The sequence below is a fragment of the Leifsonia sp. Root4 genome, assembly GCF_001425085.1.
Taxonomy (GTDB): domain Bacteria; phylum Actinomycetota; class Actinomycetes; order Actinomycetales; family Microbacteriaceae; genus Microterricola.
Genome location: NZ_LMDN01000003.1, coordinates 739355 through 758255 on the forward strand (window position 1 = coordinate 739355; position 18901 = coordinate 758255).

15 protein-coding genes are annotated in these 18901 nt (G+C 68.1%); 1 reads left to right on the forward strand and 14 read right to left on the reverse strand.

What is annotated here, in order from left to right:
* The first annotated feature begins 37 nt into the window (after window positions 1-37).
* Window positions 38-1204 carry an epoxide hydrolase family protein gene (locus tag ASC66_RS13130; protein ID WP_055840193.1) on the forward strand — a complete coding sequence of 389 codons (1167 nt, stop codon included), beginning with the start codon at window positions 38-40 and terminating at the stop codon, window positions 1202-1204.
* Here ASC66_RS13130 and ASC66_RS13135 read toward each other — a convergent pair.
* From ASC66_RS13135 to hisG, 14 genes are all read right to left on the reverse strand, one after another.
* Complete coding sequence (locus ASC66_RS13135; protein ID WP_055840194.1) at window positions 1201-2775, reverse strand: AMP-binding protein; 1575 nt, start codon at window positions 2773-2775, stop codon at window positions 1201-1203. The genes ASC66_RS13130 and ASC66_RS13135 overlap by 4 nt on opposite strands.
* 143 nt (window positions 2776-2918) lie before the next feature.
* Window positions 2919-4364: a pyruvate kinase gene (pyk, locus tag ASC66_RS13140; protein ID WP_055840196.1), complete on the reverse strand. Its 1446-nt coding sequence runs from the start codon at window positions 4362-4364 to the stop codon at window positions 2919-2921.
* 88 nt (window positions 4365-4452) lie between these two features.
* A complete protein-coding gene (locus tag ASC66_RS13145) occupies window positions 4453-5910 on the reverse strand; it encodes a glutamate synthase subunit beta (protein ID WP_055840198.1) in 1458 nt (485 codons plus the stop codon).
* Complete coding sequence (gltB, locus tag ASC66_RS13150; RefSeq protein ID WP_055840200.1) at window positions 5903-10480, reverse strand: glutamate synthase large subunit; 4578 nt, start codon at window positions 10478-10480, stop codon at window positions 5903-5905. The genes ASC66_RS13145 and gltB overlap by 8 nt, the downstream gene beginning before the upstream one ends.
* Window positions 10481-10592: 112 nt before the next feature.
* Complete coding sequence (gene lgt, locus ASC66_RS13155) at window positions 10593-11561, reverse strand: prolipoprotein diacylglyceryl transferase (RefSeq protein WP_082492311.1); 969 nt, start codon at window positions 11559-11561, stop codon at window positions 10593-10595.
* A 44-nt stretch (window positions 11562-11605) separates the two neighbouring features.
* Entirely contained in the window at window positions 11606-12391 is a 786-nt protein-coding gene (gene trpA, locus ASC66_RS13160; RefSeq protein WP_055840201.1) for a tryptophan synthase subunit alpha, read from the reverse strand.
* Window positions 12388-13638 carry a tryptophan synthase subunit beta gene (gene trpB / locus ASC66_RS13165; protein WP_055840203.1) on the reverse strand — a complete coding sequence of 417 codons (1251 nt, stop codon included), beginning with the start codon at window positions 13636-13638 and terminating at the stop codon, window positions 12388-12390. Before trpB ends, trpA begins: the two co-directional genes overlap by 4 nt.
* Entirely contained in the window at window positions 13639-14409 is a 771-nt protein-coding gene (trpC, locus tag ASC66_RS13170) for an indole-3-glycerol phosphate synthase TrpC (RefSeq protein ID WP_055840205.1), read from the reverse strand.
* 3 nt (window positions 14410-14412) lie between these two features.
* Window positions 14413-14643, reverse strand: coding sequence for a DUF6704 family protein (locus tag ASC66_RS13175; RefSeq protein WP_055840207.1), 231 nt, complete (start codon window positions 14641-14643; stop codon window positions 14413-14415).
* A 93-nt stretch (window positions 14644-14736) separates the two neighbouring features.
* Complete coding sequence (locus ASC66_RS13180; protein WP_055840209.1) at window positions 14737-15327, reverse strand: Trp biosynthesis-associated membrane protein; 591 nt, start codon at window positions 15325-15327, stop codon at window positions 14737-14739.
* A 2-nt stretch (window positions 15328-15329) separates the two neighbouring features.
* Complete coding sequence (locus ASC66_RS13185; protein ID WP_055840211.1) at window positions 15330-16853, reverse strand: anthranilate synthase component I; 1524 nt, start codon at window positions 16851-16853, stop codon at window positions 15330-15332.
* Between the two features lie 26 nt (window positions 16854-16879).
* Window positions 16880-17248: a phosphoribosyl-AMP cyclohydrolase gene (gene hisI, locus ASC66_RS13190; protein ID WP_055840213.1), complete on the reverse strand. Its 369-nt coding sequence runs from the start codon at window positions 17246-17248 to the stop codon at window positions 16880-16882.
* Window positions 17245-18009 (reverse strand): imidazole glycerol phosphate synthase subunit HisF, encoded by a 765-nt coding sequence (gene hisF / locus ASC66_RS13195; protein ID WP_055840215.1) that lies wholly within the window; start codon window positions 18007-18009, stop codon window positions 17245-17247. The genes hisI and hisF overlap by 4 nt, the downstream gene beginning before the upstream one ends.
* 10 nt (window positions 18010-18019) lie before the next feature.
* A complete protein-coding gene (gene hisG / locus ASC66_RS13200; protein WP_055840437.1) occupies window positions 18020-18859 on the reverse strand; it encodes an ATP phosphoribosyltransferase in 840 nt (279 codons plus the stop codon).
* Between the last annotated feature and the right edge of the window lie 42 nt (window positions 18860-18901).

Sequence of the window (18901 nt, forward strand, 5' to 3'; positions counted from 1 at the left end):
TGGGGCGATGTCGGGGACCGCGTGTAGCGTCGGGGAGATGGAAGACGTGCGCGACTTCACCATCAGCATCCCGGATGCCACGCTGCTCGATCTGCGTGAGCGACTCGAGCGCACGCGTTTCGCGCGGCCGATCGGCTCCGAGTGGGATGGCGGAACCGACCCGGAGTATCTCGCCCGCTTCGTCTCGTCCTGGGCACGCGATTACGACTGGCGAAACAGCGAAGCGACCCTGAACCGCTTGCCGCAGAGGCTCGTCCGCGTGTCGGGCACCGACATTCACGTCATCCACGTCGGTGCACGGCCGACATCAGATCAAGCGCCTGCACTCCCCCTGATCCTCACTCACGGCTGGCCGAGCTCCTTCTTCGAGTTCCTCCCCGTGATCGGCCCGCTGACCGATCCCGCGGCGCACGGTGGTGACGCGGCGGACGCCTTCGACGTCATCATCCCCTCGCTCCCCGGGTTCGGCTTCTCGTCTCGACTCGCAGCGGGCCCAACGGAGCCATCGCGGATCGCCGAGCTCTGGGTCGAACTCATGGACAAGCTCGGCTACGGCCGCTTCGGCGCCTACGGCGGCGACATCGGATCGCACGTCACCAACTTCCTCGGAGCCAGGCACGCCGATCGCATGATCGGCGTGTTCACGCACCACCCGAACCTGCACCCGGACATCGACCCGGCGGTCCCCCTGTCGCCCGCCGAGGAGCGCTACCTCCGGCAGCGCGGCGAGGATCGCGGTGACACGGATGACAGCTATGCGGCGATACAGGCTGCGCGACCCGACTCGCTCGCTGCTGGACTCTCCGATTCGCCCTCCGGCCTCGCCGCCTGGTTGATCGAGAAGTACCGCGAATGGAGTGATTGCGATGGACGGCTCGACTCGGCGATCGACCGCACGACCCTGATGGACATCATCACCCTGTACTGGGTCACCAACTCAATCAGCAGTTCGTTCCTGCCCTACCGCGACGACGCGGCATCGCCGTCGCTGCCCCCGGTCACCGCCCCGGCCGGGCTGATTCTCTCACCAGAGGATGCCGCATATCCGCGCGAGTTCGCGGCCAGGACCTACCGCGACATCCGCCTCTGGCGGGGGCCGGAAGCCGGCGGTCATTTCCTCGCACTCGAACGGCCGGACCGCCTCATCCGAGACCTCCGCGACTTCTATCGACCATTCCGCGCGACGCTGGCCGAGCGGGGCTAGCGCCCCCGCAGCTCGCGCCGCAGGATCTTTCCGGCGCTCGACTTCGGGATGGCATCGATGAACTCGACAACGCGCACCTTCTCGTGCGGCGCGACACGACCGGCAACGAACGCGATCACCTCATCGGCGCTGAGCGCAGCACCGGGCTGCAACACGACGAATGCCTTCGGGATCTCCTGGCCGTCCTCGTCGTCGGCCCCGACGACCGCGGCATCCGCGATGCCGCCGTGCTGCAGCAGGATCGCCTCGAGCACCGCGGGGGCCACCTGATAGCCCTTGTACTTGATGAGTTCCTTGAGCCTGTCGACGATGCGGTAAATCCCCTCGGCGTCAACCGTCGCCAGGTCACCGGTGTGCAGCCAGCCGTCCTCGTCGATGGTCGCGGCCGTCTCGTCCGGCTTGCCGAGGTAGCCTGCCATCACCTGCGGGCCACGCACGAGCAACTCCCCTGGCTCGCTCTGCCCTGCATCCGGCACCACGACGTCCTGGCCCGTCTCGGGGCCGATGACGCGCGACTCGGTGTTCGGCAGCGCGAACCCGACGCTCGAGCGGTCGATGTCGGGGCGGGCGAGCGGGATGACGTGCGTCGCCGGGCTCGCCTCCGTCATGCCGTAGCCCTGCGCGACGATGCACCCGAGCCGCGTCGCGACCGCCTCGGCCAGCGCGCCGTTCAGCGGGGCCGCCCCCGAGAAGACGACCTTCACGCTGGAGAGGTCGTAGGCGCTGACAACCGGGTGCTTGGCCAGTGCGACGGCGATCGGCGGAGCGATGAAGAGCCAGTTGCAGCGGTGCTCGCTGGTGATGCGCAGGAACTCCACCAGATCGAAGCGCGGCATCGTGACGAGCACCGCGCGCAGGGTGAGCGCGTAGTTCAGCAGCACGGTCAGGCCATAGATGTGGAAGAAGGGCAGCACGGCGAGCACCCGCTCGCCCCTCTCGACGCCGATGGCGCCGATGCCCTGCGCGACGTTCGCGACGAGGTTCGTGTGAGTGAGCATGACGCCCTTGGGACGCCCCGTCGTGCCGGAGGAGTACGGCAGCACGGCGATGTGGGTCGCCGGGTCGAAGCTGATCTCCGGCGCCGGCTCCCCCGCCGTCAGGAGGTCAGGCAGCGACGGATGACCCTCTGCACCGTCGAGCACGACGATCCGCTCGACTGGGATGCCGGCCTCGGCCGCCGCGGCGGCCGCACCGGCGAGCAGCGGCGACACCGTGAAGATCCAGCTCGCACCGGAATCCTTCAGCTGGGCGCCGATCTCTTCCGCCGTGTACAGCGAGTTGATCGTCGTCACGGTCGCGCCGGAACGCAGAATGCCGTGGAAGACCGAGGCGAACGCCGGGATGTTCGGGCAGAGGAGCCCGATCACGTCACCGAGCACGACGCCCCGCGCGGCCAGGGCCCCCGCGATGGCGTTGACGTGGGCGAGCAACTCTCCGAAGGTCGTTTCGGCCCCCGACGCCCCATCGATGATCGCGACGGAGCCGCGATCCTCCTCACTCAAACCTCCGAACACCGATTCATACACGCTGACCGCCGGAATGTGCACATCGGGCAAGAGGCTTGCTGGCATCGCTGTCTCCTTTGAGAGTGATGAAGCTGTGCGCACACGCTATCGTGCGATGCCGGGCATGCGAAAGGCCCGATTGCCTGCGAAAGGCCCGATTACATGCGAAAGGCCCGGCTCTCTCGAACCGGGCCTTCCCGAGCGGCGAACTAGCTGCGCTTGTACGCGGGAGCCGCCTCGTTGTGGACATCGCCGACGACATGCACACGGATGTCGTTGGTCGAGCCGACGATTCCGGGAGGGGATCCGGAGATGACGACGACCTTGTCACCGACCTCTGCGAGGCCCTGGCCGAGCAGCACATCGTCGACCTGACCGATCATCTGGTCGGTGTGGGTGACGCGGTCGACCAGGTAGGTCTGGATGCCCCAGGTCAGTGCCAGGCGGCGGCGGATGCCGGGCTCCGGCGTGAACGCGACCATGGGGATCTTCGAGCGGATGCGCGACATGCGGCGGGCAGAGTCACCGGACTCGGTGAAGACGCAGAGGAACTTGGCGTCGACGAAGTCGGCGACATCGGCGGCGGCGAGGGTGATCGCCCCACCCTGCGTGCGGGGCTTGACCGTGAGCGGCAGGATGCGCTCCAGGCCATGCTCCTCGGTCGAGTCCACGATGCGTGCCATGGTCTGCACGGTCACGACCGGGTACTCGCCGACGCTGGTCTCACCGGAGAGCATCACGGCGTCTGCACCGTCGAGGACGGCGTTGGCGACGTCCGAGGTCTCTGCACGGGTCGGAACCGGGCTGGAAATCATCGACTCGAGCATCTGCGTGGCGACGATGACCGGCTTGGCCATGCGGCGGGCCAGCTCGACGGCGCGCTTCTGCACGATCGGCACGGCCTCGAGCGGAAGCTCGACGCCGAGGTCGCCACGGGCGACCATGATCGAGTCGAAGGCGTCGACGATTCCCTCGAGGGCCTCGACGGCCTGCGGCTTCTCGATCTTGGCGATGACGGGAACGCGGCGTCCCACCTCGTCCATGATCTCGTGCACGCGAGTGATGTCTTCTGCGTTGCGCACGAAGGAGAGGGCGATCAGGTCGGCGCCGAGCTCGAGGCCCCAGCGCAGATCGTCTTCGTCCTTCTCGGAGAGTGCGGGCACGTTCACGGCAACGCCGGGCAGGTTGATGCCCTTGTTGTTCGAGACGGTGCCGGCGACGATCGTCTTGGTCGTGACGACGACGCCGTCGGTCGAGACGACCTCGACGCGCACCTTTCCGTCGTCGATCAGCAGGAAGTCGCCCGGCTTCACGTCGCCCGGGAGTCCCTTGTAGGTGGTTCCACAGATCTCCTTGGTGCCGAGGATGTCCTCGGTGGTGATCTTGAAGATGTCGCCCTCTGCGAGCTCGTGCGGCCCGTCAGAGAACTTTCCGAGTCGGATCTTGGGGCCCTGCAGGTCGACCAGCACGGCCACGGCGCGGCCGGAGTCGTTGGCGGCCTTGCGCACGTTCTGGTAAACGCCCTCGTGCACGTCGTAGGTGCCGTGGCTCAGGTTCATGCGGCAGACGTCGACACCGGCATCGATGATCGCTCGGATCTGTTCATAGCTGGACGTTGCCGGTCCGAGGGTTGCGACGATTTTCGCGCGTCTCATGTTTTGTACTCCGTACTTTGTGCCCGAATGGGCTCAGATGGGTTCTTGTCCGCGGCGGAGCGTTCGTTGGCTCCGCCGCGGAAAGTATTTAGAGGCTGAAGCCTCGGTCGGTCGGTTTGACCGGGGAGGGGAGCAGCGTCTCCCCTTCAAGGTACCGGTCTACGGCTGCGGCCGCAGCTCGGCCCTCTGCGATGGCCCAGACGATCAGAGATTGTCCGCGTCCGGCGTCGCCGGCGATGAAGACGCCCTCGTGGCTGCTCTGGTAGTCGGACTCACGGCTGAGGTTGCCGCGCTCGTCGAAACCGAGCTCCAGCTGTGGGCTGATGAGGTCCGTCTCCGGCCCGGTGAAGCCGAGGGCCAGGAGTACGAGGTCAGCGGGGATCTCGCGCTCGGTACCCGACTTCGGCACCCGACGGCCGTCGACGAACTCGGTCTCCGCCACGCGAACCGCGCGCAGCTGGCCGTCCTCGTTCGCGAGGAACTCGACGGTCGACGCGAGGTACTCACGGCTTCCGCCCTCCTCGTGGGCACTCGAGATCTCGAAGACCAGCGGGTCCATCGGCCACGGCTGGTGGCTGGGCCTGCTGTGCCCTGGCTGCTTGCCGATGGCCAGGTTGGTGACGGATGCCGCACCCTGGCGGTGTGCGGTGCCGATGCAGTCGGCACCGGTGTCGCCGCCTCCGAGCACGACGACATGCTTGCCGTCGGCCACGATCTGGTTCTCGACGCTGTCGCCGGCGCCGACGCGGTTGGCCTGCACCAGGTACTCCATCGCGAAGTGCACGCCGGGCAGGTCGCGCCCCGGGATCGGCAGGTCGCGCGGAACGAGGGCGCCGGTTGCGACCACGACGGCGTCATAGCGCCGGCGCAGTTCGTCCCAGCTGATGTCGACACCGATGTTCACGCCGGGGCGGAAGCGCGTGCCCTCGGCGGTCATCTGCGCGAGGCGCGCCTCGATGTGGCGCTTCTCCATCTTGAAGTCGGGGATGCCGTAGCGCAGCAGGCCGCCGATGCGGTCGTCGCGCTCGAAGACGGCGACGGTGTGACCGGCACGGGTCAGCTGCTGGGCTGCGGCGAGACCGGCCGGACCGGAACCGACGACGGCAACGGTCTTGCCGGTCAGGCGGCCGGGCAGGTGCGGCGTCACCCAGCCGTTGTCGAAGGCCTGGTCGATGATCGACACCTCGACCTGCTTGATCGTGACGGCCGGCTGGTTGATGCCGAGCACGCAGGCCGATTCGCAGGGCGCGGGGCAGAGCCGGCCGGTGAACTCCGGGAAGTTGTTCGTCGCGTGCAACCGCTCGCTGGCCGCGTGGCCCTCACCGCGGTACATCAGGTCGTTCCACTCCGGGATCAGGTTGCCGAGCGGGCAGCCCTGGTGGCAGAACGGAACACCGCAGTCCATGCAGCGGCCGGCCTGCCGGCGCAGCTGGGTCGGGTCGCCCTGCTCATAGACCTCTTTCCAGTCCATGAGGCGCACCGACACGGGGCGCCGCGCGGGGAGCTCACGCTCGGTCGTCTTCAAGAAGCCTTTGGGGTCAGCCACCGGTCACCTCCAGGATGCGTGTCCAAACGAGGTCGCCGTCGGGGTCGAGGCCCTCGGCTTCCGCGTTCTTTCGAGTTTCGAGAACCGCTGCGTAATCGCGCGGCAAGACCTTGACGAAGCGGGATGCCGTCTGGTCGAAGTCGTCGAGCATGCGCGCTGCGACGGGTGAATCGGTCTCGGCGAGGTGCCGTTCGAGCAGGTCGCGCACGATCTCACGATCGGCGCTGCCCAGCTCGAGCAGCTCGAGCTCGCCGCTCGCGAGGGAATCGCGGTTGACGCGCTCACGCTTGAGCTCGTAGACGTAGGCGGTTCCGCCCGACATGCCGGCGCCGAGGTTGCGCCCGGTTCCGCCGAGGATGAGCGCGAGGCCACCTGTCATGTACTCGAGGGCGTGGTCGCCGACGCCTTCGACGACGGCGGTCGCACCCGAGTTGCGCACGAGGAAGCGTTCGCCGACGATTCCGCGGAGGAACAGCGAGCCGCTGGTGGCGCCGTAACCGATGACGTTGCCTGCGATGACGTTGCGTTCGGCCGCGAACAGGCTGCGGCGGTCCGGACGCACCGTGATCTGACCGCCGGAGAGTCCCTTGCCGACGTAGTCGTTGGAGTCACCCTCGAGGCGCAGCGTGATGCCGCCTGGTAGGAACGCACCGAGCGACTGGCCGGCCGAACCCGTGAGGGTCACCTCGATCGAGCCGCTCGGCAGACCGTTGACGCCGTGGCGCACCGTCACCTCGTGGCCGAGCATGGTGCCGACCGCGCGTTCCGTGTTGCGGATGGGCAGCTCGATCTCGACGTGTCCGCCGTGTTCGAGCACGTCGGCCGCGCGAGCGATCAGCTGGTTGTCGAAGTGCGCCTCGAGCTCGTGCTCCTGCTCCCGTGCGCTCTGGCGCGGTTCGGAATCCGAGAAGTCCGGCCCGACGAGGATCGGCGTCAGGTCCATGCCCGATGCCTTCCAGTGATCGAGTGCCGCGGCGGTGTCGAGGAGCTCATGGTGGCCGACGGCCTCGCCGAGGCTGCGGAAGCCCAGCTCGGCCAGGTACTCGCGCACCTCCTGGGCGATGAACTCGAAGAAGTTCACGACGAACTCAGGCTTGCCCGTGAAGCGCTTGCGCAGTTCCGGGTTCTGCGTCGCGACGCCGACGGGGCAGGTGTCGAGGTGGCAGACCCGCATCATGATGCAGCCCTCCACGATCAGCGGCGCCGTGGCGAAGCCGAACTCCTCGGCACCGAGCAGCGCGCCGATGACGACGTCACGGCCGGTCTTCAGCTGTCCGTCAACCTGCACGACGACGCGGTCGCGCATGCCGTTGAGCATGAGCGTCTGCTGCGTCTCTGCCAGCCCGAGCTCCCAGGGGGTTCCGGCGTGCTTGAGCGAGTTGACGGGGCTGGCGCCGGTTCCGCCGTCGTGGCCGGAGACCAGGATGACGTCGGAGAGCGCCTTCGCGACACCGGCTGCGACAGCGCCGATGCCGGACTGGCTGACGAGCTTGGTGTGGATGCGGGCCTTCGGGTTCGCACGCTTCAGGTCGAAGATGAGCTGCTTGAGGTCTTCGATCGAGTAGATGTCGTGGTGCGGGGGCGGCGAGATGAGGCCGACACCCGGCGTGCCGTGGCGGGTGCGCGCGACCCAGGGGTAGACCTTGGTCGACGGCAGCTGGCCACCCTCGCCGGGCTTGGCGCCCTGGGCGAGCTTGATCTGGATGTCATCGGCGTGCGTGAGGTACATGCTCGTCACGCCGAAACGGCCGGAAGCGACCTGCTTGATGGCGCTGCGGCGCTCCGGGTCGAGCAGGCGGTCGAGATCCTCGCCACCCTCACCGGTGTTCGACTTCGCGCCGAGGCTGTTCATGGCGATGGCGAGGGTCTCGTGTGCCTCCTGCGAGATGGAGCCGTAGCTCATCGCGCCGGTGGAGAAGCGCTTGACGATCGACGCGACCGACTCCACCTCCTCCAGCGGAACGGCCGGGCGACGGCCGGTGCGGAGTCCGAACATCCCGCGCAGCGTCATGAGCGTCTCTGCCTGGTCGTCGACGAGCTTCGTGTACTCGCGGAAGATGTCGTAGCGGCGGGTGCGCGTCGCGTGCTGCAGGCGGAACACCGTCTCCGGGTTGAAGAGGTGGGGCGATCCGTCACGGCGCCACTGGTACTCGCCGCCGGTCTGCAGGCGCTCGTGCACCGTGACGGCTGCATCCTCCGGGTAAGCGGCGGTGTGCCGCTGCAGGTTCTCCGCCGCGATGACCTCGAGCCCGACGCCGCCGAGCTTGGAGGTGGTCCCGGTGAAGTACTGCGCGATGAACCCCTCGTCGAGGCCGATGGCCTCAAAGGCCTGGGCGCCGGAGTAGGAGGCGATCGTGGAGATGCCCATCTTCGACATGATCTTCAGGACGCCCTTGCCGAGCGCCTTGATCACGTTGGCGACGGCCTTCTCCGGAGTGACGTCGGTGATGATGCCGCTGCGCACGAGGTTCTCGCAGCTTTCCATCGCCAGGTACGGGTTCACGGCCGATGCGCCGTAGCCGATCAGCAGCGCGACGTGGTGCACCTCGCGCACATCGCCGGCCTCGACGATCAGGCCGACCTTCATGCGGTTCTCTGAGCGGGTGAGGTGGTGGTGAACGGATGCCGTCATCAAGAGCGACGGGATCGGGGCGAGGTCCTTGTTGGAGTCGCGGTCGCTCAGCACGATGAAGCGGGCGCCGGCGTCGATGGCCGCGTCGACCTCGAGGTTGAGCGCCGCCAGGCGGTCACGCATGGCGTTGACACCCTCATCGAAGCGGTAGAGGCCCCGAATGGTGACGGTGCTGCGGCTGCCGGGGTACGGGTCGATGTGCTGGATCTTCGCCAGCTCGTCGTTGTCGATCACCGGGAAGGTGAGCGAGACCTGGCGGGCGTGCTCCGGTCCGGCCTTGAGCAGGTTGTGCTCCGGTCCGACGGAGCTGCCGAGCGAGGTGACGACCTCTTCGCGGATCGAGTCCAGCGGCGGGTTCGTCACCTGGGCGAACTGCTGCGTGAAGTAGTCGAAGATCAGCCGGGGGCGCTCGGAGAGCACGGCGATCGGCGTGTCAGATCCCATGGCGCCGAGCGGCTCAGCGCCGAAGCGCGCCATCGGCGTGAGCAGCAGGCGCACCTCCTCCTCGGTGTAACCGAAGGTCCGCTGGCGACGCACGACGGATGCCGGCGGGTGCACGATGTGCTCGCGCTCCGGCAGCTCGGCGAGCTTGATGCGGCTCTCCTCGAGCCACTCCCCCCACGGCTCAGATGCCGCGAGCTCCGCCTTGATCTCGTCGTCCTCGATCAGCCGGCCGGCGACCGTGTCGACGAGGAACATCTTGCCTGGACGCAGGCGCCCCTTGCGCACGATGGTGGCCGGGTCGAAGTCGAGCACGCCGATCTCGCTGGCGAGCACGACGAGGCCGTCGTCGGTGACCACGAAACGTCCGGGACGCAGGCCGTTGCGGTCGAGGGTCGCGCCGACGAGTGATCCGTCGGTGAAGACGATCGCCGCCGGGCCGTCCCACGGCTCCATGAGCATCGAGTGGTAGTCGTAGAAGTCACGACGCTCGGTGTCGATCTCGCTCTGGTTCTCCCACGCCTCAGGAACCATCATCATGACGGAGTGCGGCAGCGACCTGCCGGAGAGCGTGAGCAGCTCAACGACCTCGTCGAAGGAGGCGGAGTCGCTGGCGCCGGGGGTGACGATGGGCAGCAGCGGGGCGAGGTCGCCGAGCAGCTCGGACTCGAGCTGCGACTGCCGTGCACGCATCCAGTTGCGGTTCCCCTGGATCGTGTTGATCTCACCGTTGTGCGCGATCATGCGGAACGGCTGCGCCAGCGGCCACGACGGGAAGGTGTTCGTGGAGTAGCGCGAGTGCACGAGGGCGAGCTTGGAGGTGAAGCGCTCGTCGGACAGGTCCGGGTAGAACGGCTCGAGCTGAAGCGTGGTGACCATGCCCTTGTAGACGAGGGTGCGGCACGACAACGAGGCGAAGTAGATCTCAAGCTCTCGCTCGGCACGCTTGCGCAGCCGGTAGGTCTGGCGGTCCAGCTCGATGCCGGACAGCGGTGCCCCGCTCGCGGCGGTACGTGCGCTCTGCACGTAGAAGGCCTGAATGGCCGGCATCGCGGCGCGGGCCAGCGTGCCGACCTCGTCGGGCCGCACGGGCACCTCGCGCCAGCCGAGGACGCTGAGGCCCTCTTCTTCCGCGATCGCGGCGAGCGAGCGCTTGATGGCTGTGCGCGCGGTCGGGTCGGTGGGGAGGAACGCGTTTCCGACGGCGTAACGGCCGGCGGCGGGAAGCTCGAAGTCCGTCACCGCCCGGAGGAAGGCATCCGGGATCTGGGTGATGATGCCTGCGCCGTCACCGGTTCCCGCATCGGAACCGATGGCGCCACGGTGCTCGAGGTTGCGCAGCGCGTCGAGCGCCGCCGTGATGATGTCGTGGCCGGCTGTGCCACGCAGCGTTGCGACCATGGCGAGGCCGCACGCGTCCTTCTCATGAGCAGGGTCGTAGAGACCCTGCCGACCCGGGATTTGACTGAACCTCGTAAAGGTGGATTGAGAAGTCACGACTGACCGTCCTCACGAATGATGTGCAAGGGGACGCCATCGGCCCGTGGGTGGGATTGTGCCGCCCCCTTGATGCGAGGGGTATTCAGCAGGACTCGGAAGTGACGAGCCTCTAGGGAAGGGGGCCGCTAGTGCTTGTGGCAGCGGCGGCAGGCTTCTGGACATCCGCGGCGCCGTTGCCGTCTTCGTCGTCTTCGAAATCTGCGTTGTCAGATTCTATATCAGCGTCGGCCGCACTCCATTCACGTCCGGGCACATAAGGGCTGATCTCGACCCCGGTGTGCCGGCGCGACTGCACGATGAAGATGACGACACCGACCGCGATCGCAACCCAGGCAGCCCAGATGTTGGTGCGTACGCCGAGGAACATCTCACTCGGGTCAACCCGGATGGCTTCGAAGAAGCTACGGCCAAGGCCGTACCAGATCAGGTATACAGCGAATGCCTTGCCCCAGCGCAGCGAGATCTTGCGCTCGAGGAACAGGATGACGGCGACGCCGAGCACGTTCCAGAGGATCTCGTAGAGGAATGTGGGGTGGAAGAGGGTGCCCTCCGGAAGACCGACGGGGAATGCCGGATTGTCCGAAGAAATTTCCAGGCCCCACGGCAAAGTCGTCGGCAAACCGTAGAGTTCGGCGTTGAACCAGTTGCCGAGACGGCCCATGGCCTGGGCCAGGAGCATGCCGGGAGCCAGCGCGTCTGCGAAGGTCCAGAAGCGGATGCCGGTCATGCGGCATCCGATGAACGCACCGACCGCGCCGCCGAGGAGGGCACCGAAGATGGCGTTGCCGCCCTCCCAGATGTACAGGGTGCGCAGCAGATCGGCTCCGGCGTAGAAGTAATCGCCCGGGTGGGTGAGCACGTGGTAGATGCGCGCGCCGATGATGCCGAGCGGCACGGCCCAGAGGATGATGTCGAGCACGATTCCCGGCTCTGCACCACGCTTGGTCAGTCGCATGCTGGTCATGATCGTCGCGGCGACGATGCCGGCCAGAATGCACAGGGCGTAGGCGTGGATGCGGAACGGACCGAGGTCGAAGTAGCTCCACTCAGGACTCGGAATGCTCAACGGTGCAAACACCAGTACTACCCTTTCGTTGGTTTCTGTGAGTCTAGACGGCGCGGCTAGGCGGCGGACTTGCCTGCAGCGAGCTGCAGGGCGAGGGCGCCGACGGCGTCGACTCCCCCGTCGGCCAGTGCCTTGACGAGAGCGGAGCCGACGATCGCGCCGTCGGCGTAGCCGAGCACCTCGCGCACCTGCTCCGGCGTCGAGATGCCGACTCCGACGCATGCGCTGGTCGAACCGGCCGCGCGTAGGCGCTCGATCAGGCCGCGGGCGGCCGCGTCGACGTCGGCGCGGGCACCGGTGATGCCCATCGTCGAGACGGCGTAGACGAAGCCGCGGCTGGCGTCGACGACGCGCCGCAGGCGTTCGGGGGTGGAGGTCGGTGCGGCTAGGAACACGCGGTCGAGACCGGTGCGCTCCGAGGCGGCGATCCAGTCAGCTCCCTCATCGGGGATGAGGTCCGGCGTGATCAGGCCGGCGCCGCCCGCCGCGGCGAGGTCGTCTGCAAAACGCTCGACGCCGTACTGCACGACGGGGTTCCAGTACGTCATGATCAGCACCGGCGCCTTCACCTGGGCGGTGATCGCCGAGATGGCGGTGAAGCCGTCGCGGAGGCGAAAGCCGTCGGCCAGCGCACTCTGGGTGGCGGCCTGGATGACGGAGCCGTCCATCACGGGATCGGAGTACGGCAGGCCCATCTCGAGGATGTCGACACCGTTCTCGACGAGGGCGACGGCGGCATCGACGCTCGCGCCGAGGCTCGGGAATCCGACCGGGAGGTAACCGATGAGGGCCCCGCTGCCGGCGTCGACCCTGGTGCGGATTGTCGCTTCGACCGAACTCATGACTGCTGTGCTCCCTGGTCGATCAAGTTGAAGTAGCGTCCGGCCGTTTCCATGTCCTTGTCGCCGCGACCGCTGAGGTTGACGAGGATCGTCGAGTCCGGGCCGAGTTCACGGCCGAGCTCGAGGGCGCCGGCGAGGGCATGGGCGGACTCGATGGCCGGGATGATGCCCTCTGTGCGGCTGAGGAGCATGAGCGCGTCCATGGCTGCGGCATCCGTCACCGGTCGGTACTGGGCGCGACCGATGCTGTTCAGCCAGGCGTGCTCCGGGCCGACGCCCGGGTAGTCGAGGCCGGCGGAGATCGAGTGGGACTCGTAGGTCTGACCGTCCTCGTCCTGCAGCATCATGCTGCGCGCACCGTGCAGAACGCCCGGACGACCCTTGGTGATCGTGGCGGCGTGCTTCGGCGTGTCTGCGCCTTCGCCAGCGGCCTCGTAGCCGTAGAGGGCGACGGAGGGGTCGTCGAGGAAGGCGTGGAAGATGCCCATGGCGTTGGATCCGCCGCCGACGCAGGCCGCGACAGCATCCGGGAGGGAGCCGGTGAGCTCGAGAACCTGCTCGCGCGCCTCTTCGCCGATGATCTTCTGGAAGTCACGGACCATGGCGGGGAACGGGTGGGGGCCCGCGACGGTGCCGAAGATGTAGTTGGTGTTCTCGACGTTGGTGACCCAGTCACGCATGGCGTCGTTGATGGCGTCCTTCAGCGTGCGGGAGCCGGCCTTGACGGCGACGACCTCCGCGCCGAGCAGGCGCATGCGGGCGACGTTCAGCGCCTGACGCTCCGTGTCGACCTCGCCCATGTAGACGACGCACTCGAAACCGAACAGGGCGGCGGCCGTCGCGGTGGCGACACCGTGCTGGCCTGCGCCCGTCTCGGCGATGACGCGGGTCTTGCCGATGCGCTTGGTGAGCAGCGCCTGGCCGAGCACGTTGTTGATCTTGTGCGAACCGGTGTGGTTCAGGTCCTCGCGCTTGAGGATGATGCGGGCGCCGCCGGCGTGCGCGGCGAAACGCGGCACCTCGGTGATGATCGACGGACGACCCGTGTAGCTCCGGTGCAGCTCGGTGAGCTCGGCGGCGAAGGTCGGGTCCTTCTTCGCGATGTCGTAGGCGAGCGTGAGCTCATCGAGCGCCGCGACGAGCGACTCCGGGACGAAGCGGCCGCCGAAGTCGCCGAAGTACGGGCCGAGCTCGTCGCGCAGCTTGCCGGTGGGTTCTGTGGACGTGGGCTCTGTGGAATCAGACATCTAGACCGCCAGGAATTCGGAGAGGGTTCGGATGGGGTCGCTCGTGACGAGCGCTTCGCCGACCAGGACGACATCGGCGCCCGCCGCGCGGTAGTGCGCGACATCCGCCGCAGAGAGCACCGCGGACTCGGCCACCTTGATCGTGCCGGCCGGGATGCGCTCGGCCAGGGTGCCGAAGAGGTTCTTGTCGAGCTCGAAGGTGGAGAGGTTGCGCGCGTTGACACCGATCAGGGAGGCCCCGAGGTCGATGGCCCGATCGAGCTCGTCTGCACTGTGCGTCTCCACGAGCGGCGTCATGCCGAGCTCGAGGATGAGTGCGTGCAGCTCGGCCAGCAGCGGCTGCTCGAGCGCGGCGACGATGAGCAACACGAGGTCGGCGCCTGCTGCGCGGGCCTCGAGCACCTGGTAGGGCGTCGCGATGAAGTCCTTGCGCAGAACGGGCAGGCTCACAGCGGCGCGCACGGCCTCGAGGTCGGCGAGGGAGCCGCCGAAACGGCGCTCCTCGGTCAGCACGCTGATGGCGCTGGCGCCGCCGGTCTCGTATGCCGCGGCCAACGCCGCTGGATCGCGGATCTCGGCGAGCTTGCCGCGCGACGGGCTCGCCCGCTTGACCTCCGCGATGACCTTGACGCGCTCGGCCGGGGCCAGTGCGCGCAGGGCGTCGATCGCGGCCGGGCGCGCAAGCGCCGCAGCCTCGACGGTGGCGTATGGCCGACTCAGCCGACGCCGTTCGGCGTCTTCAACGGAACCGGCGGTGAGCTCGGAGAGCACTCGCTAGTGCGCTTTCGGAGCGTACTTCGGGCCGTTCGTACCGTAGCCGGCCTTGGCGAGCACCCAGCCGACGATCAGACCGACGAGCAGCAGACCCGCCGACGCCCAGACGAGCCACTGCAGGTCGAGGAAGAACGCGACGGTGCCGATCAGGAAGGCGATGAGCATGATGAAGACCGAGGTCCATGCGGCCGGCGAGTGGCCGTGGCCTGGATCAACTGACTCTGTACTCATGGTGCTCCTTAAAAAGTTCTGAAGGGGGTGATGGAAAGTCTAGCGGTTCCGGGGCTCTGGCCCGGGACTACCGGCCGGGGGTACCGCCAGGGCTCACTGCTCCGTGGGGTCGCTGCCGCGGCTGAGTTCGTCCCAGTTGTCGATCGCAGTGTCCTTGGCGCTCTGCGGTGCCGCATCGGCGTTCGCCAGACGCACCGCCTGGTACTTGCGGCCGGGGCCCGGCCAGCGCCTGGAGGTCACGAGCACACCGATTCCGGCCGCTGCGAACAGCACGCCGGAGACGACGCCGACCCAGGGCCAGAGGGTTGTCGTGGCATCCGTGATCAGCGCGAGCACCGAGTTGTCGCCCGCGACGCCCGTGAGCGTGCTGACGCTCGCGATCGCGGCTCCCGCCGGGTCGAGGATGGCCGAGAAGGAGGCGAGCACGACGGAGAGGCCGAGCAGCACCTCGAGCGCGCCGAGCACGACGCGGAACACGGGACCGGCGATCGTCAGCGCGCCGCCGAGGGCGAGCCCGGCGAGGGCCAGCGCCGAGAGTGCGGGCGCCGCCGCCGCACCGTCGATCTCGACCGGGTTCACACCGATGTGTGCGATCACCCATATCTGCGTCCACGCCAGCATGGCGAGCACGGCGGCGAGGAGCCCGGCGAGCACGAAACTGAGTTTGATCCGCGATGCGCTCATGGTCACTGCACCCGTCGCAGTGCGTTCGCGATCGCGACGGCCCGCAGCGGAGCGGCCGCCTTGTTCTGCGACTCCTCGAACTCCGACTGCGGAACCGAGTCGAGCACGAGCCCTCCGCCCGCCTGCACCCTGGCCACGCCGCCCATGATGGTCGCGGTGCGGATGGCGATGGCGAGGTCGGCGTCGCCGGCGAAGCCGAAGTAGCCGACGACTCCCCCGTAGACGCCGCGCTGAGCCGGCTCGAGGTCGTCGATGATCTGCAGGGCGCGCGGTTTCGGCGCACCGGAGAGCGTGCCCGCCGGGAAGGTGGCGCGGAACACCGAGATCGCGTTCTTGCCTGCCACGAGGTCACCCTCGACCGAGGAGACAATGTGCATGATGTGGCTGAAACGCTCGACCCGCATGAACTCGGTGACCTCGACGCTGCCGGGGGTGCAGACCTTGGCGAGGTCGTTGCGGGCCAGGTCGACGAGCATGAGGTGCTCTGCGCGCTCCTTGGCGTCGGCCAGCAGCTCGGTCTCGAGCTCGTTGTCGGCATCCGGGGTCGCGCCGCGGGGCCGGGATCCGGCGATCGGATTCGTGAACACCCGCTTGTTCGAGACCTTGACCAGCGCCTCCGGCGAGGAGCCGACGATCCAGTACGGCTCGTCATCCGGGGTCTCGAGGCTGAGCAGGTACATGTAGGGGCTCGGGTTGAGGCTGCGCAGCACCCGGTAGACGTCGATCGGCGTCGCGGTGCAGTCCTCCTCGAAGCGCTGCGAGATGACGACCTGGAAGATGTCGCCGTCACGGATGTGCTCCTTGGCCGTCTCCACGGAGGCCAGGAAGTCCTCGCGCTCCGTGCGCGAGCGCGCCGACGAGTTCGTGTTCATGTCGACCTCGGCCAGCCAGGCCTCGGAGGGCTGGGCGAGCCGCTGCTGCAGGCTGTCGAGCCTGGCCTGCGCGTCGGCCCAGAGCTCGTCGGCGCCCTCGCGACCGTCGTTCAGGACGTTGGCGATCAGCTGAACGGTTCCGTACTTGTGGTCGATGGCGACGAGGTCGGCGACGAAGCTGAATGCCTGACCCGGCACGGCGTTCTCGGCCGGCGGGCGGTTCGGCAGGCGCTCGAGCTGCCGGATCGCCTCCCAGCCGATGAAGCCGACGAGTCCACCGGTGAGCGGGGGGACGTCTGGCAGCCTGGGCGTCTTCCAGCGTTCGAAGAGCTGCTCGAGGGCGGCGAGGGGGGCGAGCTGTGCCGCGTCGCCGAGCACACGCTCGGCCGATTCGCCGTAGTCGATCCAAGCGACGGCGTCATCCGTCTGGGTGAGCACACCGAAGGAGGAGACGCCGACGAAGGAGAATCGCGACCAGATGCCGCCCTGCTCCGCCGATTCGAGCAGGAAGCTGCCCGGGCGGCCTTCCGCCAGCTTGCGGTAGATGTTGACGGGGGTCTCGCCATCGGCGAAGAGCTGACGCATCACCGGGATCACCCGGTGCTCTGCGGCGACGGCGTCGAAGCTCGCGCGGTTCGTGGTTCCGGTGCTCATCGGAAGGGGCTCCGTTCGGACAATCTCTAGGACGGCAGGATGAAGGGCTGGAGGGGGTCGACGTCGAAGCAGCTGTGCGCTCCGGTGTGGCAGGCTGCGCCGATCTGCTCAACCTGCACGAGCAGGGTGTCGGCGTCGCAGTCGAGGGCGGCACCGCGCACGAACTGGGCGTGCCCGGAGGTGTCGCCCTTGCGCCAGTACTCCTGGCGGGAGCGGGACCAGAAGGTGACGCGCCCCTCGCTGAGAGTGCGGCGGAGCGCCTCGGCGTTCATCCAGCCCATCATCAGCACCTCGCCGCTGTCGTGCTGCTGGATGATCGCGGGCAACAGCCCGTCGCCGTTGAACACGGCGCGTTCGATCACGCCGTCGATGTCCATGTCGCTCCGCTCGCTCATGCGCGCACCGGCATTCCCTCGGCTGCGAGGGCCGCCTTGACGTCGCCGATGCTGAGTTCACCGTTGTGGAACACGGATGCCGCCAGCACGGCGTCGGCCCCTGCGGTGATCGCAGGGGGGAAGTGCGCCGCGGCCCCCGCGCCGCCGGAGGCGATCACCGGCACGGTGCTCAGCTCCCGGATGGCGCGGATAAGCTCGAGGTCGAAGCCCTGCTTCGTGCCGTCGGCGTCGATCGAGTTGACGAGCAGCTCGCCTACACCGAGCTCGATGGCCTGCCTCGCCCACGCGAGCGCGTCGAGGTCGGTCTCCGTGCGGCCGCCGTGAGTGGTCACGACGAAGCCGGACTCCGTGCGCTCGCTGCGCTTGATGTCGAGCGAGAGTACGAGAACCTGGGAGCCGAAGCGGTCGGCGATCTCGGCGATCAATGCGGGGCGGGCGATCGCGGCACTGTTCACGCCGACCTTGTCCGCGCCGTTGGCCTGCAGCTTCGAGACGTCCTCGACGCTGCGGATGCCGCCGCCGACGGTGAGCGGGATGAACACCTGTTCGGCGGTCGCCCGCACGACGTCGTAGGTCGTCGAGCGGTTGTCGACGGTCGCGGTGACGTCGAGGAAGGTGAGCTCGTCTGCGCCCTGCTCGAAGTAACGCTTGGCGAGCTCGACCGGGTCGCCCGCGTCGCGCAGGTTCTGGAAGTTGACGCCCTTGACGACGCGGCCTTCGGCCACGTCGAGGCACGGGATCACGCGAACGGAGAGAGACATCGCCGCCGCCCTAGAGTCTGGCTGCGTGGATCGAGCTGACGAGGATGGCGCGGGCGCCGATCTCGTAGAGCGCGTCCATCATGTGGTTCGTCTCGGCACGCGGGATCATGACCCGCACGGCTGCCCACTCCGGGTCGTGCAGCGGCGAGACCGTCGGCGACTCGATGCCGGGGGCGACACGGGTCGCCTCCTCGAGCAGGGCGACGGGGATGTCGTAGTCCATGATCACGTACTGGCGGGCGACGAGCACACCCTGCAGGCGGCGCAAAAGCGTTGCGACGCCCGGCTTCTCGTCCTCAGAACGGATCAGCACGGCGGTCGACTCGAGCAGCACCGGGCCGAAGATGTCGAGCCCGGCCGCGCGGAGCGTCGCCCCGGTGGAGACGACGTCGGCCACGGCATCCGCGACCCCGAGGCGCACGGCGGATTCGACGGCGCCGTCGAGCTTGACGAGCTCGGCCTCGATGCCCGCTGCGCGGAGGAAATCGCCGACGAGGCCCGGGTAGCTGGTCGCGACGCGCACACCGGCGAGGTCGCCCAGCTGGCGGAAGCGGTCGGCGGGGCCGGCGAAGCGGAAGGTGGACGCGGCGAAGTCGAGCTCGTGCACCTCGACGGCCGGCGAGCCGGAGTCGAGCAGCAGGTCGCGACCGGTGATGCCGACGTCGAGGGCACCCGAGCCGACGTAGGTGGCGATGTCGCGCGGGCGCAGGTAGAAGAACTCCACGTCGTTGCGGGGGTCGGGCGTGTGCAGCTCGCGCGGGTCGCGGCGGCCGGTGTAGCCAGCCTCGAACAGCATCTGGGCGGCGGTTTCAGACAGTGAGCCCTTGTTGGGCACGGCAATTCTCAGCATCGGGGTGGTGCTCTCTGGATCGTTTCTCACGGACATCGGTTC

What these genes read in the sequence shown, in the direction of transcription:
- ASC66_RS13175 (WP_055840207.1), bottom strand. Translation starts at nt 14,643, where the DNA reads ATGAGTACAGAGTCAGTTGATCCAGGCCACGGCCACTCGCCGGCCGCA.
- ASC66_RS13185 (WP_055840211.1), bottom strand. Translation starts at nt 16,853, where the DNA reads ATGAGCACCGGAACCACGAACCGCGCGAGCTTCGACGCCGTCGCCGCA.
- trpB (WP_055840203.1), bottom strand. Translation starts at nt 13,638, where the DNA reads ATGTCTGATTCCACAGAGCCCACGTCCACAGAACCCACCGGCAAGCTG.
- hisG (WP_055840437.1), bottom strand. Translation starts at nt 18,859, where the DNA reads ATGCTGAGAATTGCCGTGCCCAACAAGGGCTCACTGTCTGAAACCGCC.
- trpA (WP_055840201.1), bottom strand. Translation starts at nt 12,391, where the DNA reads ATGAGTTCGGTCGAAGCGACAATCCGCACCAGGGTCGACGCCGGCAGC.
- ASC66_RS13135 (WP_055840194.1), bottom strand. Translation starts at nt 2,775, where the DNA reads ATGCCAGCAAGCCTCTTGCCCGATGTGCACATTCCGGCGGTCAGCGTG.
- ASC66_RS13180 (WP_055840209.1), bottom strand. Translation starts at nt 15,327, where the DNA reads ATGAGCGCATCGCGGATCAAACTCAGTTTCGTGCTCGCCGGGCTCCTC.
- pyk (WP_055840196.1), bottom strand. Translation starts at nt 4,364, where the DNA reads ATGAGACGCGCGAAAATCGTCGCAACCCTCGGACCGGCAACGTCCAGC.
- hisI (WP_055840213.1), bottom strand. Translation starts at nt 17,248, where the DNA reads ATGAGCGAGCGGAGCGACATGGACATCGACGGCGTGATCGAACGCGCC.
- hisF (WP_055840215.1), bottom strand. Translation starts at nt 18,009, where the DNA reads ATGTCTCTCTCCGTTCGCGTGATCCCGTGCCTCGACGTGGCCGAAGGC.
- ASC66_RS13130 (WP_055840193.1), top strand. Translation starts at nt 38, where the DNA reads ATGGAAGACGTGCGCGACTTCACCATCAGCATCCCGGATGCCACGCTG.